Source organism: Comamonas sp. FG99 (assembly GCF_057808605.1).
In genome coordinates this window covers 53,232-68,235 of the sequence record NZ_JBMDII010000006.1, presented here as the reverse complement: position 1 = coordinate 68,235, position 15,004 = coordinate 53,232, and the positions used below count along the sequence as shown (strand labels likewise).

Below are 15,004 nucleotides of genomic sequence, written 5' to 3'. Positions count from 1 at the left end.
CTGATGAATTGTGTCTTATGGCTGGGGATTGGCAGCACATTTCGCTGCGCAGGCGGTAGAGTCGGCTTCCATGAGCAGCCCTACACCGCACCCCATCCATGATGCCGATCCCGCCGAGACCACCGAGTGGCGCGAGTCCTTCGCCGCGCTGGTGGCGCAGGGCGGCGACGCGCGCGCACGCTTCATGCTCGACGAGCTGGTGCGCCTGGCCCGCACCCAGCAGATCCAGTGGCAGCCCGACCTGAACACGCCCTATGTGAACACCATTCCCGCGGCGGCCCAGCCGCCCTTCCCGGGCGATCTGGCCATAGAGGAGCGCCTGGCCTCGCTGATGCGCTGGAACGCGCTGGCCATGGTGGTGCGGGCCAACAAGGCCTATGGCGAACTGGGCGGGCACATCGCCAGCTATGCCAGTGCGGCCGACCTGTTCGAGGTGGGCTTCAACCATTTCTTCCATGCCAGAAGCCCGGGCCATGGCGGCGACCTGGTGTTCTTCCAGCCGCACAGCGCGCCCGGCGTGTATGCGCGCGCCTATCTCGAAGGGCGCCTGAGCGAGGCCGACCTGTCGCACTACCGCCAGGAGATCAGCGCGCCCGCGGCCGGCGCGCGCGGCCTCTCCAGCTACCCCCACCCCTGGCTGATGCCGGATTTCTGGCAGTTCCCCACCGGCTCGATGGGCATAGGCCCGATCAGCAGCATCTACCATGCGCGCTTCATGCGCTACCTGACGCACCGCAATCTGCTGGACTGCCAGGGCCGCAAGGTCTGGGGTGTATTCGGCGACGGCGAGATGGACGAGCCCGAGAGCATGAGCGCGCTCACGCTGGCCGCGCGCGAGAAGCTCGACAACCTGGTCTGGGTGGTCAACTGCAACCTGCAGCGCCTGGACGGCCCGGTGCGCGGCAATGGCCGCATCATCGACGAGCTGGAGCGCCTGTTTGCCGGCGCCGGCTGGAACGTGATCAAGCTGGTCTGGGGCAGCGACTGGGACGGCCTGTTCGCCCGCGACGCCAGCGGCGCGCTGGTGCGCGCCTTCTCGGGCACGGTGGATGGCCAGATGCAGACCTTCGCCGCCAAGGACGGGCGCTTCAACCGCGACAACTTCTTCGGCCAGAACCCCGAGCTGGCCGCGCTGGCCCAGGGCCTGACCGACGAGCAGATCGACCGCTTGAAGCGCGGCGGCCACGATATCGTGAAGATCCATGCCGCCTACGCTGCCGCGGCCGCGCACCGCGGCCAGCCGAGCGTGATCCTGGCCCACACCAAGAAGGGTTACGGCATGGGCGCGGCCGGGCAGGGCAAGATGACCACGCACAGCCAGAAGAAACTCGAGGATGCCGACCTGATCGAGTTTCGCGACCGCTTCCAGCTGCCGCTGTCCGACGAAGAGGCCACGGGCCTGGCCTTCCACAAGCCGGCCGAGGGCAGCGCGGAGATGCGCTACCTGCGCGCGCAGCGCGAGCAGCTGGGCGGCGCGCTGCCCAGGCGCGAAACCGCTTGCGATGCGCTTGCGGTGCCGCCGCTCGAAAAATACGCCCAGTTCGCGCTGGCCGCCGGCGGCAAGGAGATGAGCACCACCATGGCCTTCGTGCGCATGCTGGGCAGCCTGCTCAAGGACGGGCAGCTGGGCCCGCGCATCGTGCCCATCGTGGCCGACGAGGCGCGCACCTTTGGCATGGCCAACCTGTTCAAGCAGGTCGGCATCTACAGCAGCGTGGGCCAGCGCTATGCGCCGGAAGACATAGGCTCGGTGCTCAGCTACCGCGAGGCGCTGGATGGCCAGATCCTGGAGGAGGGCATCAGCGAGGCCGGCGCCATCGCCAGCTGGACGGCCGCCGCCACCAGCTACAGCGTGCATGGCCTGGCCATGCTGCCGTTCTACATCTACTACTCGATGTTCGGCTTCCAGCGCGTGGGCGATGCCATCTGGGCCGCGGCCGACCAGCGCGCGCGCGGCTTCCTGCTGGGCGCCACCTCGGGCCGTACCACGCTGGGCGGCGAGGGCCTGCAGCACCAGGACGGCTCCAGCCACCTGGTGGCCGCCACCATTCCCAACTGCAAGGCCTACGACCCGGCCTATGCGGGCGAGCTGGCCGTGATTCTCGACGCCGGCATGCGCGAGATGCTGGTGGAGCAGCGCGACGTCTTCTACTACATCACGCTGATGAACGAGAACTACGCCCAGCCCGATTTGCCCGAAGGGGCCGCCGAGGGCGTGCTGCGTGGCGCCTACCGCCTGGCGCGGCATGGGGCCGAAGGCAGCCAGCGCGCCACCTTGCTGGGCTCGGGCGCCATCCTCACCGAGGTGGTCAAGGCGGCGCAGCAGCTGGCGGCCGAGGGCTGGTGCGTCGATGTGGTGAGCGTGACCAGCTGGAGCGAGCTGGCGCGCGATGCGCAGGCCGACGGCGAGGGCCACCTGCGCAGCCTGCTGGCGGGCACGCAGGGCCCCATCGTCGCGGCGACCGACTATGTGCGCGCACTGCCCGAGTCGGTGCGCGTGTGCATGCCCAGCGGGCGCGGCTACCGCACGCTGGGCACCGACGGCTTTGGCCGCAGCGATACCCGGGCCGCGCTGCGCGGTTTCTTCCAGGTGGATGCCGCCAGCATCGCCGATGCGGTGCGCCACAGCGTATGAAGCTGGACAGCATCGACCTGCGCATCCTGGGCGAGCTGCAAAAGGACGGCGCGCTGTCCAATGTGGAGCTGGCGCGCCGGGTGCACCTGTCGCCTTCGCCCTGCCTGGCGCGGGTCAAGGCGCTGGAGGCGGGGGGCGTGATCGAGCGCTATGTGGCCCTGGTGAGCGCACAGGCGCTGCAGCTGGGCCTGAACGTCTTCATCTCCATCAGCCTGACCTCGCAGTCCAAGGAGTCGCTGGCCGAGTTCGAGCGGCGCATTGCCGAGCACGACGAAGTGATGGAGTGCTACTTGATGACAGGCGACAGCGACTACCTGATCCGCGTGGCGGTGGCCGACATCGCCGCGCTGGAGAAGTTCATCCTCGAACAGCTGACGCCGATACCCGGGATCGAGAAGATCCGCTCCAGCTTCGCGCTCAAGCAGGTGCGCTACAAGACGGCGCTGCCGCTGCCCGCTGCATAGGGGGCGTAGCGCTGTCGCCTGCGGCAACCGTACAAGCTGCAGGCCGATTGCGGCGTGCATAGAATAGCCGGGCCTTGCGATGCAAGGCGAATTCTCAGGGCGGGGCGCAATTCCCCACCGGCGGTATCTGGTGATGGCGAGCAGCCACGGCCAGCAGCCCGCGAGCGCTTGTGCGGCCGCAAGGCATGCGCAGGGTCAGCAGATCTGGTGCGATGCCAGAGCCGACGGTCACAGTCCGGATGAAAGAGAATTGCTCGCTCGATTTGCTGCATAAACGGTAGCTATCTGCGCTTGTCCATCAAGCGTTGAAGGCTGGCTTTGCATGCACTCGAGCGGGCACGCCCTGATTCTGGTAACCACTGAAGGAAAAACCGCCATGAATCAGTCCCCTGCTTCTTCTTCCCCATCGCCCCAGCGCCTGGCCATCATCAGCGCGCAGTGGCATGCCGACATCGTGCACCAGGCGCGCGACGCCGCGGTGGCCGAGCTGGCCACGCTGGGCTTTGGCAGCCAGCGCATCGACCTGTTCGATGTGCCCGGCGCCTTCGAGATCCCGCTGCTGGCCAAGCGCCTGGCGGCCAGCGGCCGCTATGCGGCCGTGATGGCCTGCGGCCTGATCGTCAATGGCGGCATCTACCGCCACGAGTTCGTGACCAGCGCGGTGATCGACGGCCTGATGCGGGTGCAGCTCGACAGCGATGTGCCGGTGTTCTCGGCGGTGCTCACGCCGCGCGACTTCCACGAGGGCGAGGAGCACCACGCCTTCTTCTTCCAGCACTTCCGCAAGAAGGGCACCGAGCTGGCGCGCGCCTGCGCCGGCACGCTGGCCCAGCTGCAGGCGCTGGCCGCCGAGCCCGAGAGCATCGCGGCCTGAGCATCTGTTCACGGGCTCTACGCGGCCGGCTGCGGCGCATCGACCACGCCGGGCAGCTGCGCCAGATAGCGCTGCAGCGCGGCAACCGCCTGGCGCACCTTGGCCGGCTGGGCCTGGCGCTGCGGCGTGACGGCCCAGATGCCGAAGCTGCCGAAATCCCAGTCGGGCAGCAGGCGCACCAGCCGCCCCGCCGCCAGCGCGTCGGCCACGTCCATGCTGCCCAGCAGCGCCAGGCCCAGGCCGGCCTCGCACATCTGCTGTATCGACAACTGGTTGTTGCTGGCCATGTGCGGCTGCAGCTGCAAGCTGCAGGTTTCGCCGCTGGATGGCTGGCGCGCCTCGACCTGCACCGCCGGCTGGCCGTGGCTGTCGCGCGCCAGGCCCAGCCAGCGCTCGCCGGCCAGCGGCGCCGGGTGGCGCGGCGGCAGGCCCTGGGCCTGCACCCAGGCGGGCGCGGCGCACAGCCACCATTGCATGGCGCCCAGGCGCCTGGCGGCCCAGCCTGAATCGGCGAGCTGGCCGAAGCGCAGCGCCAGGTCGATGCGGCTGTGGATCAGGTCGATGAGCGCATCGTCCACCGCCAGGTGCAGCCGCAGCGCCGGGTGGCTGGCGAGCCAGGCGCCGAGCGCCGGCGCGATATGGCGCGCGAAGCCCACGGTGGCGGCGATGCGCAGCTCGCCGCTGGGCTCGTCGCGCGCGGCCGACAGCTCGGCGCGCGCCTGCTCGGCGGCCTGGGCCATGGCCGCGCACTGCTGGTAGTAGCGTTCGCCGGTGTCCGTCAGCGCTAGGGCCTGTTCACACAAAGCACGGGGATCGCGTTGAGTCCTCTTGGGATGGGCTGCAAGGCGCTGGCCCGCAGCAAGGTAGGTACCTTGCAAGAGACAGCAACGCAGCAGACCGCCCAAGAGGGCTCAACCCTTCGGGCAAGTCCGGCAGGGCCGTCACTGCGTCGTTACGCTTCTTGTGCGGGTGGGCACACGCACGGCGTCGCGTGCCTAGCATTGACAGCCCTGTCGGGCTTGCGCGACCCCGTATTTGTGTGAACAGGCCCTAGCTGACGTGTGGAGCGATGCAGCAGGGTCACGCCGCCGTCGCGTTCGAGCTGGCGCACCTGCTGGCTCACGGCAGACGGGCTCATGCCCAGGGTGCGCGCCGCGGCGCTCATCGAGCCTTGCTGCACCACGGCGGCGAACACGGCCATGCGTTTGTAGTCGTCCATGGCGGCAATTATGAAGTGCAGCTTCAAGGTGTTGGCGAAAAATACCGACTTCCGCCGGCATTGTGAAATCGTTAACCTCAATGGCTTCTCGAACAGGCGCGCAGGCGCCGCAAAGGACGACTATGAAAGTGGCATTGATTGGCGCAACCGGCTTTGTGGGCTCGGCGCTGTTGAAGGAGCTGCTGCAGCGCGGCCACGAGGTGGTGGCGCTGGTGCGCGATCCGGCCAAACTCGCGGCCCAGCCGCATCTGCAGGCAGTGCAGGCCGATGTGATGGATGCGGCCGCGGTGCAGCGCGCGGTGGCCGGCGCCGACGCCGTGGTGAGCGCCTACAACGCGGGCTGGAGCAATCCGAATATCTACGAGGATTTCATGCGCGGCTCGCGCGCCATCGTCGCCGGCACCAAGGCGGCGGGCGTGCGGCGCTACCTGGTGGTCGGCGGCGCCGGCAGCCTCTACATCGCCCCCGGCAAGCAGCTGGTGGATACGCCCGAGTTTCCGGCCGCGATCCGGCCCGGCGCGGCGGCGGCGCGCGATGCGCTGACCGAGCTGCAGCAGGAAGCCGCGCTGGACTGGACGCTGCTGAGCCCGCCGATCGCCCTGCACCTGGGCGAGCATGGCGAGCGCACCGGCCGCTACCGCAGCGGCAAGGACGAGCCGCTGATGCAGCCCGATGGCCAGCCCGGCACGATCTCGGCCGCCGACCTGGCCGTGGCGCTGGTCGATGCGCTGGAGCAGGGCAGCCATCTGCGCGAGCGCTTCACGGTGGCCTATTGAGCAGCCGCGCAAGCGGGCGCGGTGTGGCGGCAGCATAATATTGCGCTGCAACATTTCTGGCCCACGCCGACTGTTTCCATGCTTGCGTCCGACCCTTCCTCCGCCCCCGATCCGATTCCCGCGGCCGCGCCCTTGCCGGCCTGGCTCGGGGTTGCCGCCCTGGCCATGGGGGCCTTCGTGTTCAATACCAGCGAGTTCGTGCCGGTGGGCCTGCTCAGCGGCATTGGCGGCGACTTCGGCATGCCGAGCGAGCATGTCGGCCTGATGCTGACCATCTATGCCTGGGTGGTGGCGCTGGCCTCGCTGCCCTGCATGCTGCTCACCCGCGCGGTGGAGCGGCGCCGCCTATTGATGGGCGTGCTGGCGCTGTTCGTGGCCAGCCATGCGCTGTCGGGCGTGGCCTGGAATTTCCCGGTGCTGATGCTGGGGCGCATGGGCATAGCGCTGGCGCACGCGGTATTCTGGTCGATCACCGCCTCGCTGGCGGTGCGGCTGGCGCCGGCCGGCAAGAAGGCCCAGGCGCTGGGCCTGCTGGCGACCGGCACCTCGGTGGCCATGGTGCTGGGCATTCCGCTCGGGCGCGTGGTGGGCGAATGGCTGGGCTGGCGCGCCACCTTCCTGGCCATCGGCGGCATTGCGCTGGCGGTGATGGCCGCGCTGTATCGGTTGCTGCCGCTGCTGCCCAGCGAGAACGCGGGCTCGGCCCGCAGCGTGCCGCTGCTGCTGCGGCGCCCGGCGCTGGTGGCGCTGTACGTGCTGACGGTGGTGGTGGTGACCGCGCAGTTCACCGCCTACAGCTATATCGAGCCCTTCGTGCAGAACGTGGCCGGGCATGGCGGGCGGGTGACCACCGCGGTGCTGCTGCTGTTCGGCGGCGCCGGGCTGCTGGGCAGCATGCTGTTCAGCCGCTGGGGCATGCGTTTGCCGCGCGGCTTCCTGCTCGCGGCCATTGCCGCGCTGGCGCTGTGCATGCTGGCGCTGCAACCGCTGGCGCCATGGGTGGCGGGGCTGTATGGGCTGGCGGCCGTGTGGGGCGTGGGCTTCATCTGCTTTGCGCTGGCCATGCAGGCCAAGGTGCTGCGGCTGGCGCCGGATGCGACCGATGTGGCGATGTCGCTGTTCTCGGGCATCTTCAACGTCGGCATCGGTGGCGGAGCGCTGCTGGGCAGCCAGGTCAGCCTGCATGCGGGCATGCAGTCCATCGGCTGGGTGGGCGGCGCCATCGCCGCGATCGGCGGGCTGTGGTGCGCGCTGGCCTATGTGCGCTGGCCGCTGAGCTATCGGGTGGCGGCCGGCGCCTGACGTCGCAGCCGGCTACAGCAGGCGCAGCTGGTCGACCTCGAACTCGATCTTGCTGAAGCCCTTGTCCAGCTCGCCGCTCAGCTCCACCATGGTTTTGTCGTCGATGGTCTGCCCGGGCGGGAAATGCTTGGGCTTGATCTCGACGCGGATGCGTCCCGTGCCGTCGTCGAAGCTGTAGTGCTTGCCGCCGTCGTGCGAGACGATGCGGCCGCGCAGGATGGCGTGCTGGTCGTCCTTGCCGTGCTCCAGCAGCTCCTTGACGCTCATCGTGCGGATGGAGCTGGGGCCGGCGTAGGCATGCGCCGCGGGGGCTGCGGTGCTGGGGCCTGCATAGCCCTGCGCCAGCGCGCCGCCGGCGGCGAGCGCGGCGGCCAGGGTGGTGCACAGCAGGATGTGGCGGGGCAGGTTGGTGGTCATTTGGAGCTCCTCGGTACTGGGGTTGAACAAGCCCTTATTGCAACGGCTGGACATGAAGGGAATCTGACGTCGCCGCCAGCTCCAGCGCCACGCCCAGTCCCTGCCCGTGCAGCCCGGGGCCCAGGCGCAGCGCGCTGCCGTGCAGCTCGGCCACGCGGGCCGCGATCGACAGGCCCAGGCCATTGCCCGGCATGCCGCTGCCCAGCACGCGGTAAAAGCGCTGGGTGAGCCGCTCGCGCTCGTGGCTGGCCACGCCCGGCCCGTCGTCGCGCACCGCCAGCTCGACGGCCGCGCCGCGCCGCAGCGCCGAAACCTCCACCGAGCCGCCAGCCCTGCCGTAGCGGATGGCGTTGTCCACCAGGTTGCGCAGCGCGCTGTACAGCCAGTCGCGGTGGCCCAGCGCGCTGGCCGCCTCGCAGCGGATCGTGACCGTGACCTGCCTTGCCGCAGCGGCCGCGGCGCAGGCCTGCACCGCCTCGGCCAGCAGCGCGGGCAGGGCGAGCGGCTGCATGGCCACCGCGTCGGCCGACTGCGGATCGAGCCGGGCGAGCTGCAGCAGGTTTTCCACCAGCGCGGTGCTGCGCGCCACGTCCTCGCGCAGGCGCTGCAGGTCGGCGGCGAGCTGCGGCGAATGCGCGGCATGGCTGCGCTGCATGAGCTGGATGCGCGAGGCCAGCGCCGCCAGCGGCGTGCGCAGCTCGTGCGCGGCATCGGCGGTGAAGCGGCGCTCGCCCTCCAGCGCGCGCGACAGGCGCAGCAGCAGGCGGTTGAGCGCGGCGGTGACCGAGCGCAGTTCGCGCGGCTGCGGCGCCTGGGCGTCGTCGGCCATGGGCGACAGGTCTTGCGGCGACTTGGCCTCGATGCCTCGCGCCATGCGCGTGAGCGGCGCGAGCTGGCGCCGGATCAGCCACCAGTTCGTGGCGCCGAGCAGCGCCCACAGCGCCACCAGCGGCCAGGCCAGCGACTGCAGCACGTCTTCGAGCAGCTCGCTGCGCTCTTCCCACTCCTGGCCGACCTGCACCGAAAAGCCCAGCGTGGGATGGCGGCGCACATGCACGCGCCACCAGTGGCCGTCGGCGCGCACGTCGTAGAAGGATTTCTGGCGCAGGCCGGCGGGGGCGACGAAAGGCTGGGCGGGCGCGTCTTCGCCGCGCAGCAGCACGGCGCCGCTGTCGGAGACGATCTGGTAGTTGAGCTTGAGCTCCTGCGGGCGCTGCGCGGCGCCGGTGCTGGGCGCGGCCGCGCCGCCGCGCACGGCGCTTGCGCCCAGCGCGAGCACGATGCGCGAGCCCTCCTTGAGCGTGTCGTCGAAGGCGTCGCCCACTTCCTTCCAGGCGATGGCCAGCACGATGGCGGTGCTGAGCAGCCCCACGGCCACGCTGGAGCCCACCGTGGTGGCGATCAGGCGGCGGCGCAGCGAGTAGTCGGCAGCCATGTCAGTCCGGCCGGGGCTGGTCGAGGAGGCGGTAGCCCATGCGGCGCACGGTCTCTATCCAGCCCGGCCCGAGCTTGCGGCGCAGCTTGTAGACGTGGACCTCGATGGCGTTGCTGTCCACCTCGTCGCCCCAGCCATAGAGCGCGTCTTCGAGCTGGGCGCGCGAGACCACATGGCCGGGCCGGCGCATCAGCGCCTGCAGCACCGCGAATTCGCGCGCGGTGAGCGCCACGGGCGCGCCGCGCAGGCTGACCTGCTTGCCCGCCGCATCGAGCGCCAGCGCGCCGTGGCGCAGCAGCGGGTCGGCGCGCTGGTCGTGGCGGCGGATGGCGGCGCGGATGCGGGCCGACAGCTCCTCCAGGTCGAAGGGCTTGACGAGGTAGTCGTCGGCGCCCAGGTCCAGCCCCTCGATGCGGTCGCGCACCGCATCGCGCGCGGTGATGAAGAGGGCGGGCACCGTCTGGCGCCGCTCGCGCAGGCGCGCGAGCACGCGGTCGCCCGAGAGGCCGGGCAGGCCGCGGTCAATCAGCAGGCACTGGTACTCGTGCGTGGCGAGCGCGGCCTCGGCATGGTCGCCGCGGGTGACGCGGTCCACCGCGTAGCCATCGAGTTCGAGCCAGGCGGCAATGGATTCGCCCAGGGAGATATCGTCTTCGGCAAGCAGGATTCGCATGGTCGCACTATACAAAGGCGGGGCATGGGCGTGCCATGCTCGCAGCGCAAGATGAAGCGAATCTGATGCCTGCGGCAGCTTGGTGTGCTTGCTGGCCGTTGGCGGGCCGGGCCTGGGCTTCTATGCGAAAAATATAGCTGTCAGCGCAAGAAGCACCGAAATATCAAGGGATTTCAATATTGAAAGCATTGACAGATAAGCGCTAGCAGCTATTCTTTTTAAACCACGCCCTGGCTCTTGAGCGCTGCGATGCGCCCGGCATCCAGGCCCATCTCGCGCAGGATCTCCTCGGTATGCTGGCCGGTGAGCGGCGGCGCGCGGCGTACCACCGGCGGGGTGGCGGTGAGGCGCAGCGGGCTGGCCACGGTGGCGATCGACGAGATGCCGTCGCCCGCGCTGCGCGGGATGTCCACGCGCAGCTGGCGGTGCTGTACCTGCTCGTCGTCGAAGGCCTGGGCGATGTTGTTGATCGGGCCGCAGGGCACGGCCTCGCTCTCCAGCAGCTTGATCCACTCGGCCGTGGTCTTGCTCTTCATCAGCGGGATCAGCTGGGCCAGCAGCTCCTTGCGGTTGAGCACCCGGCCGGCGTTCAGTGCGAAGCGCGGGTCTTCGGCCCATTCGGGCACGCCGGCGGCCTTGCAAAAGCGCTTGAACTGGCCGTCGTTGCCCACCGCCAGCAGCACGTTGCCGTCGGCGCTGGGGAAGTCCTGGTACGGCGCCACGCTGGGGTGCAGGTTGCCCATGCGCTGCGGGATCTCGCCGGTGTTGAGAAAGCCCACCGCCTGGTTGGCCAGGATGGACATGCCCACGTCCAGCAGCGCCATGTCGATGTGCTGGCCCTGGCCGCTGCCGGTGCGGGCGTTGTCGCGCGCATGCAGCGCCGCGAGGATGGCGCTGCACGAGAAGATGCCGGTGAACACGTCGGTCACCGCCACGCCCACCTTCATCGGGCCGCCGCCGGGCTCGCTGTCGGCATGGCCGGTGATGCTCATCATGCCGCTCATGGCCTGCACCATCAGGTCGTAGCCGGCGCGCTCGGCATAGGGGCCGCTGTGGCCGAAGCCGGTGACCGAGCAGTAGATGAGCCTGGGGTTGATCTGCTTGAGGCTGTCGTAGTCCAGCCCATAGGCCTTGAGGCCGCCAACCTTGAAGTTCTCGACCAGGATGTCGGACTCGGCCGCCAGCTGGCGGATCAGCGCCTGGCCTTCGGCCGTGGCCATGTCGATGGTGATGGAGCGCTTGTTGCGGTTGCAGGCGGTGTAGTAGGCCGCCTGGTTGGTGAGGTTGCCGGCGTCGTCGCGCAGGAAGGGGGGGCCCCACAGGCGGGTGTCGTCGCCCACGCCCGGGCGCTCGACCTTGATCACGTCGGCGCCCAGGTCGCCCAGCATCTGGGCGCACCACGGGCCGGCCAGCACGCGCGAAAGATCGAGAACCTTGATGCCATCAAGCGGAGCGAGGGGAGTCGTCATGAGGGGGTGTCCGGAAAAAAGAAACAGCGATGCAGCAATGATGCGAAGCGCCGATTTTCGGCAGAGCCGGCCGTGGGCGCCATTCGCATCCCGCAAGGGGTTTGTTAAGCATGCACGAAGCAACGCCCCCAGGCCAAAGGACTGGGGGCGTCGGTCATGCGCGCAGCGGCTTAGTTGGCGAAGGCCGCGATGCCGGTCTGGGCGCGGCCCAGGATCAGCGCGTGCACGTCGTGCGTGCCCTCGTAGGTGTTGACCACTTCCAAGTTCACCAAGTGGCGGGCCACGCCGAATTCGTCGCTGATGCCGTTGCCGCCCATCATGTCGCGGGCCAGGCGGGCGATGTCCAGCGACTTGCCGCAGTTGTTGCGCTTGATCAGCGAGGTGATCTCGATCACGTTCTGGTGCTCGTCCTTCATGCGGCCCACGCGCAGCGCGGCCTGCAGGCCCAGCGTGATCTCGGTCTGCATGTCGGCCAGCTTCTTCTGGATCAGCTGGTTGGCAGCCAGCGGGCGGCCGAACTGCTTGCGGTCCAGCGTGTACTGGCGGGCGGTGTGCCAGCAGAATTCGGCCGCGCCCATCGCGCCCCAGGCGATGCCAAAGCGTGCGCTGTTGAGGCAGGTGAACGGGCCCTTGAGGCCGCGCACTTCGGGGAAGGCGTTCTCTTCGGGCACGAACACGTCGTCCATCACGATCTCGCCGGTGATCGAGGCGCGCAGGCCGACCTTGCCGTGGATGGCCGGAGCCGACAGGCCCTTGAAGCCCTTCTCCAGCACGAAGCCGCGGATCTCGCCCACGTTGCCTGCCGGGTCGACTTCCTTGGCCCAGACCACGAACACGTCGGCGATCGGGCTGTTGGTGATCCACATCTTGCTGCCCTTGAGGCGGTAGCCGCCGTCCACCTGGTAGGCGCGGGTGGCCATGGAGCCGGGGTCGGAGCCGTGGTCGGGCTCGGTCAGGCCGAAGCAGCCGATGTACTCGCCCGAGGCCAGCTTGGGCAGGTATTTCTGCTTCTGCGCCTCGGTGCCGAATTCATTGATCGGCACCATCACCAGCGACGACTGCACGCTGGCCATCGAGCGGTAGCCCGAGTCCACGCGCTCGATCTCGCGCGCCACCAGGCCGTAGCTCACGTAGTTCAGGCCCGCGCCGCCGTACTGGGTGGGGATGGTGGGGCCCAGCAGGCCCAGCTCGCCCATCTCGCGGAAGATGCTGGCGTCGGTCTTCTCGTGGCGGAACATCTCCTGCACGCGGGGCATCAGCTTTTCCTGGCAGTAGGCATAGGCCGCGTCGCGGATCATGCGCTCGTCGTCGCTCAGCTGCTGGTCGAGGTGGAAGGGGTCGTCCCATTGAAAGCGGGCCATGTGTTGCTCCTGTGGAAAAGTGATTGCAATGGCCGCCATCGTATGGCGGCATGCCCGGGGTGGCAAACGATTGTTTCTCATCGATAAATGAGTAAAAATCATTTATAAAGGCATTGCCTTTGAATTTTCTAGGAGGGATGGCAGTCAAGTATGCGGAAAATGATTCCTTCCACGCAGGCCCTGGCCTGCTTCGAATCGGCTGCGCGCCACGAGAGCTACACCCGCGCGGCGCAGGAGCTGGCGCTCACCCAGAGCGCGGTGTCGCGCCAGATCATCGCGCTGGAGGCGCAGCTGGGCCTGGCGCTGTTTCGGCGCACGCGCCACGGTGTGGTGCTCACCGCGGCCGGCCGCCAGTACAGCCGGCAGGTGGCGCAGTGGCTGCAGGGCATGGAGCAGGGCACGCTGGACATCATGGCGCAGCAGGGCGCCGGCGGCGCGATCAGCATTGCCGCGGTGCCCACCTTCGCCACGCGCTGGCTGCTGCCGCGGCTGCCGCAGTTCCACGAGCTGCATCCGGAGGTGGTGGTGCACATCGACGTGCAGACCCGGCCCTTCCTGTTTGCCGAGCGCACGGTGGATGCCGCCATCTACGCCGGCACGCCCGAGCAGGCGCTGCAGTGGCCGGGCACCCGCGCCACCTGGCTGATGGACGAGGTGATAGCTCCGGTGTGCAGCCCGCGCCTGCTGGAAGGGGCCACCAGCCGTGGCCGGGGCCGGGCCTACCTGCAAGTGGCGCCCGAGGTGCTGGCCACGCTGCCGCTGCTGCAGCAAAGCACGCGCCCCGAGGGCTGGCGCCACTGGTTCGAGGCGGTGGGCGTGCAGGCGCCGCGGGCGCTGCAGGGGCCGCGCTACGAGCTGTTCTCGATGCTGGCGGTGGCGGCCAGCCATGGCATGGGGGTGGCGCTGATACCGCCGATGCTGATCGAGGAGGAGCTGGCGCGTGGCGACCTGGTCGTGGCCTGCGCGCGCGTGCTGCGCGGCGAGCGCGCATATTACTGGGTGGTGCCCGACTCGGCGGCAGCCGCGTCCGGGGCGCATGAGCCGCTTGAGTCCCGTGAGCCGCGTGAGCCCCGTGCGGTGGCGCTGGCCGATTTTGGCCGCTGGCTGCAGCAGGCCAGCGCCCAGGCGGGCACGGCCGCGCCGGTGGCTGAATGAAACAATGGGGCTCAGTCGGCCTGCACCGAATCCGCCCACTGCATGGCGGCGCGCAGCTGCCGCAGCTGCGCCGCGGGTGGGGCCGGGCCCGCCGGATCGGCGAGCCAGGACTCGGCGGCCCGGGCCTGCTGCAGGTAGGCCGCCGTCGCGGCGGCCTGCATGTGCAGCGCCTGCTGCACCTGCCGGGGCAGCTGCCGCGACGAGATCTGGGGATCGTGGGTCAGCGCGGCGGCCAGCGCGACGGCGAAGGCGATGGGCGCGCCATCGAGCTCCGACTGCATGGCGATGTAGCGGGCCTGCATGGCGGCCTGCCGGTCTTGCGCTGCCTCGGATACGCGCGCATGGGTGACGGAGCGCATCAGGTTGGCCCAGTGGCCGAGCTGCTGCGGCCCCAGCACCTGCAGCATCTCGTCGACCGTGAGGCAGGCGTGGCTGGCATCCAGGTGCAGCGAGCGCATCAGGCGCATCAGGTTGTAGGCCAGCACGGCATGCCGCTGCACATAGGCCGCGGCCAGGGGCAGGCTGGGCTGGGCCAGCAGCTGGCGCACCTGCGCCAGCGTGGGCACCATGATCCGGGCAGGGCTGAGCGTGGGGCGCGCCACTGCGAAGCCCTGCAGCAGGTCGACCCGGTGTTCGCGGGCCAGCTTGAGCTGGGCGGTGGTTTCTATCTTGTCGGCCACTAGGCTGGCGCCGGACAGGCGCCGTGCATACTGCAGCAGCAGCACCGCCCGATCCGGGCTGAGCGTCGACAGGTCGATCTTGATGAAGTCGGCCAGCGGCAGCCAGGGAGCGTAGGCGCTTTCCAGCACGAAGCGGTCGAAGGCCAGCCGCAGGCCCTGGTTGCGCAGCGATTGCAGCATCGGCAGGCGGATCTGCACCTCGTGGCCCGCGGCATGGCCGAGCAGCGGGATCTCCAGCACCACCTGGTGCAGCGGCAGCAGCGCCAGATGCTCGCCGGCCAGGGTTTCATGCGTGCAGTTCAGGAACAGCAGGTGCTGCCCGGCGAGGGCCTCGGGCTCCACATGCGAGAGCGCGGTGAAGGCCAGGGCCGCGTCCGAGTCCATGGTGTGGCCGTTGTGCGGGCGGGAGCGGTTGAACAGCTCGAAGCCCGCGATGGCGCCGTCAGCCTGCACGAGGGCTTGCCGCGCAATCGGCACGGTCTGCAGCAGCTGGGGATTGGCGGCGGTCGTTGTCATGGGCAAGCGATAGGGGCTGGCGGCGGCC

The 15,004-nt window shown here is 69.5% G+C and carries 13 protein-coding genes, 1 pseudogene and 1 riboswitch; of the genes and pseudogenes, 6 read left to right on the top strand and 8 right to left on the bottom strand.

Annotated features, from left to right (window positions below; translation table 11 throughout):
* The first annotated feature begins 70 nt into the window (after positions 1–70).
* The 3 genes from mdeB (at position 71) to ACODRX_RS05910 (ending at position 3,973) form a co-directional block, all read left to right on the top strand.
* Entirely contained in the window at positions 71–2,635 is a 2,565-nt protein-coding gene (gene mdeB, locus ACODRX_RS05920; RefSeq protein WP_488870197.1) for an alpha-ketoglutarate dehydrogenase, read from the top strand.
* The gene (locus ACODRX_RS05915; protein ID WP_488870195.1) at positions 2,632–3,099 is read left to right on the top strand and encodes an Lrp/AsnC family transcriptional regulator; all 468 of its coding nucleotides are present in this window, start codon (positions 2,632–2,634) and stop codon (positions 3,097–3,099) included. Before mdeB ends, ACODRX_RS05915 begins: the two co-directional genes overlap by 4 nt.
* Before the next feature lie 86 nt (positions 3,100–3,185).
* Positions 3,186–3,354, top strand: a riboswitch (FMN riboswitch).
* Positions 3,355–3,475: 121 nt separating this feature from the next.
* Complete coding sequence (locus ACODRX_RS05910) at positions 3,476–3,973, top strand: 6,7-dimethyl-8-ribityllumazine synthase (protein ID WP_488870194.1); 498 nt, start codon at positions 3,476–3,478, stop codon at positions 3,971–3,973.
* Between the two features lie 17 nt (positions 3,974–3,990).
* Here ACODRX_RS05910 and ACODRX_RS05905 read toward each other — a convergent pair whose 3' ends face one another.
* Positions 3,991–4,776 carry a substrate binding domain-containing protein gene (locus ACODRX_RS05905; RefSeq protein WP_488870192.1) on the bottom strand — a complete coding sequence of 262 codons (786 nt, stop codon included), beginning with the start codon at positions 4,774–4,776 and terminating at the stop codon, positions 3,991–3,993.
* Between the two features lie 248 nt (positions 4,777–5,024).
* Positions 5,025–5,192, bottom strand: a pseudogene (locus ACODRX_RS05900) (helix-turn-helix domain-containing protein); the annotation flags it as partial.
* A gap of 122 nt (positions 5,193–5,314) precedes the next feature.
* Between ACODRX_RS05900 and ACODRX_RS05895 the strand changes: the two are divergent.
* Both ACODRX_RS05895 and ACODRX_RS05890 read left to right on the top strand, forming a co-directional pair.
* Positions 5,315–5,968, top strand: a complete 654-nt coding sequence (locus ACODRX_RS05895; protein ID WP_488870190.1) for an NAD(P)-dependent oxidoreductase — start codon at positions 5,315–5,317, stop codon at positions 5,966–5,968.
* A gap of 78 nt (positions 5,969–6,046) precedes the next feature.
* The gene (locus ACODRX_RS05890) at positions 6,047–7,270 is read left to right on the top strand and encodes a sugar transporter (protein WP_488870189.1); all 1,224 of its coding nucleotides are present in this window, start codon (positions 6,047–6,049) and stop codon (positions 7,268–7,270) included.
* A gap of 12 nt (positions 7,271–7,282) precedes the next feature.
* Here the strand turns inward: ACODRX_RS05890 and ACODRX_RS05885 are convergent, their stop codons facing one another.
* The 5 genes from ACODRX_RS05885 to ACODRX_RS05865 all read right to left on the bottom strand — a co-directional run bounded on the left by ACODRX_RS05885 (position 7,283) and on the right by ACODRX_RS05865 (position 12,625).
* Positions 7,283–7,687, bottom strand: coding sequence for a YgiW/YdeI family stress tolerance OB fold protein (locus ACODRX_RS05885; RefSeq protein ID WP_488870188.1), 405 nt, complete (start codon positions 7,685–7,687; stop codon positions 7,283–7,285).
* Between the two features lie 34 nt (positions 7,688–7,721).
* On the bottom strand, positions 7,722–9,122 hold the full coding sequence (locus tag ACODRX_RS05880; RefSeq protein WP_488870187.1) for an ATP-binding protein: 1,401 nt from the start codon (positions 9,120–9,122) through the stop codon (positions 7,722–7,724).
* A 1-nt stretch (position 9,123) separates the two neighbouring features.
* The gene (locus ACODRX_RS05875) at positions 9,124–9,795 is read right to left on the bottom strand and encodes a response regulator (RefSeq protein ID WP_488870186.1); all 672 of its coding nucleotides are present in this window, start codon (positions 9,793–9,795) and stop codon (positions 9,124–9,126) included.
* Positions 9,796–10,013: 218 nt separating this feature from the next.
* Positions 10,014–11,264: a CaiB/BaiF CoA transferase family protein gene (locus ACODRX_RS05870; RefSeq protein ID WP_488870184.1), complete on the bottom strand. Its 1,251-nt coding sequence runs from the start codon at positions 11,262–11,264 to the stop codon at positions 10,014–10,016.
* Positions 11,265–11,434: 170 nt separating this feature from the next.
* Positions 11,435–12,625 (bottom strand): acyl-CoA dehydrogenase, encoded by a 1,191-nt coding sequence (locus tag ACODRX_RS05865; protein ID WP_488870182.1) that lies wholly within the window; start codon positions 12,623–12,625, stop codon positions 11,435–11,437.
* A gap of 150 nt (positions 12,626–12,775) precedes the next feature.
* Here ACODRX_RS05865 and ACODRX_RS05860 point away from each other — a divergent pair, with 150 nt between their 5' ends.
* The gene (locus ACODRX_RS05860; RefSeq protein ID WP_488870180.1) at positions 12,776–13,780 is read left to right on the top strand and encodes a LysR substrate-binding domain-containing protein; all 1,005 of its coding nucleotides are present in this window, start codon (positions 12,776–12,778) and stop codon (positions 13,778–13,780) included.
* A gap of 11 nt (positions 13,781–13,791) precedes the next feature.
* Here ACODRX_RS05860 and ACODRX_RS05855 read toward each other — a convergent pair whose 3' ends face one another.
* Positions 13,792–14,976, bottom strand: a complete 1,185-nt coding sequence (locus ACODRX_RS05855) for a YuxH family protein (RefSeq protein WP_488870178.1) — start codon at positions 14,974–14,976, stop codon at positions 13,792–13,794.
* Between the last annotated feature and the right edge of the window lie 28 nt (positions 14,977–15,004).